Raw genomic sequence first — 1,666 nt, forward strand, 5'->3', positions numbered from 1 at the left:
AAGCGCAATGGCTTGAATCAATTCAACGTTTCAGGCAGCAGTACTCAAATTTTGCAGGCAGCAAACAACGGTTAAAGCAGCAAGCCGCCAGCAACGATGTAAAATGGTACAAAGGCGCAGGTTGAGCAGTTGCATCTTCATTGGTTTGTTTAAAAAACACGATATTAAATAAAGTGATGACCTAGCTTTGCCTTTATTTGCCTAAAACTCCTTCCAAGCCACTGAATTCTAAGTTCTGTAACTAACAGTGCGCAGTGTGCAAAAAAATAATGATACGGTTACCCACAACGGAAGAGGTGCTAAATTTTCTGACACAAAATATGTGTCTGTCCTTTTTATTGTTGAACAAACAACAGGCGTTCCGATGCCAACTGTCAAAAATGCCGGAAAAGCAATTGGTAAGCATGTCGTAAAAGCTATGGCAAGAGGTCGAGCTTCTGAAAAACGTATTTTGAATAAAATGGGTTTGGACAAAAATAATAGCAAAGTTAGTACCTCAGAAGGTAATTCTGTTCCTGACGCATTAACTGATACAATGTCCGTAGAAGTAAAAGATGTTAAAAATGTTAGTTTGACTAAACAGTTGAGAATTCAGACGCAGTCTGCCAAAGCTGAGGGTAAAACTTCTGTCTTAGTTGTAACAGATAAAAACGAAAAAATATCTGGTCCAGCTAAAGAAGCTTTTGATGTTATTATTAAAGAAAAAGATCTTAATTAAAGAATGAAAGTTTACGCATATTTTGAAAAACAAAATCTATTCAACTTAATTCAAGCGTTGCAAGAGCTAGACTCCTGCAATGCTCTAACGATCGGTGAATCAGAAAAGGCCAACAAGTCAGATGTTTGTTTGGGCGAACACGCTAAAGTTGAAAGCTTTATTAATACCCATAAAGAAGGATTCTTTCTGCACTCCAACAGTGGTCTTTATGACGTTTCATTGCACGATAATAATTTTTCAACTATTTGCTTTTTTTCTAGTGAAACAATAGATGATGTTTGTATTGAGAAAATACTGACGGCATACGCTAACGCTAATGTAGAATTTGGATATGCCGCAGAAGAAGAAGAATATGAATATAGAAATAGAATTAAAGTTGAAGTCGCTGGCAGTGAAGTAGAGGCTTGGGTAGGTCGGAACTTGTCTAGGTACTTATCTGGATTTTATTATTACACGCTTATTTCCTCTAAACAGCTTAATAAAAAAGAGATAGATAGTGAGGTTTTAAAAGTAAATGCGGTCAGTAGTTTGAACATCAACGAACACTCGATACTTTACAAATTTTTTGAAAATCCAGCATTATGGCAGTCTGAAAAAGACAGGATTGATGATATGTGCCGAACATCTAACAATGTCTTTTGTAAGAAAGATGTAGAAGCTGAGGCGCATAAAGCAAGAAATGTAATGGAGTTTATTATGAAAACTAGAGAATGGAATTAAAAACTTCAGCAAAGCTCTGTGAATCCAAGCCTCGCATTCGCGGGGCTAAGGGTAATTCAGTCTTGAATTATCTTTCTTCAGAGAAAAATAGGGCGTAAAAAAGCAGAAAAATAGGACAGGCGCATTTTTTTGCAAATTTTTTGCAAAATCCATAGTATCAACTACTGTTTTTATATACAGTTTAACAGGAGTTGCTATGTATGACCCGGGCAAGAAAAAAGCTTATTG

At 36.2% G+C, this 1,666-nt stretch carries 2 protein-coding genes; both read left to right on the plus strand.

What is annotated here, in order from left to right; all coding sequences use genetic code 11:
- Window positions 1-256: 256 nt before the first annotated feature.
- Window positions 257-718 (plus strand): putative toxin, encoded by a 462-nt coding sequence (locus H5183_RS21985; RefSeq protein ID WP_182732677.1) that lies wholly within the window; start codon window positions 257-259, stop codon window positions 716-718.
- A gap of 3 nt (window positions 719-721) precedes the next feature.
- Window positions 722-1,438: a hypothetical protein gene (locus H5183_RS21375; RefSeq protein WP_182732678.1), complete on the plus strand. Its 717-nt coding sequence runs from the start codon at window positions 722-724 to the stop codon at window positions 1,436-1,438.
- Window positions 1,439-1,666: the final 228 nt, after the last annotated feature.

Origin of the sequence: Pseudoalteromonas sp. SR44-8 (assembly GCF_014163635.1) — a bacterium.
Lineage (GTDB): Bacteria > Pseudomonadota > Gammaproteobacteria > Enterobacterales > Alteromonadaceae > Pseudoalteromonas > Pseudoalteromonas rhizosphaerae.

Bases quoted from the DNA above. Each gene is read 5' to 3' on its own strand.
- H5183_RS21375 (WP_182732678.1), top strand. From the start codon at position 722: ATGAAAGTTTACGCATATTTTGAAAAACAAAATCTATTCAACTTAATT.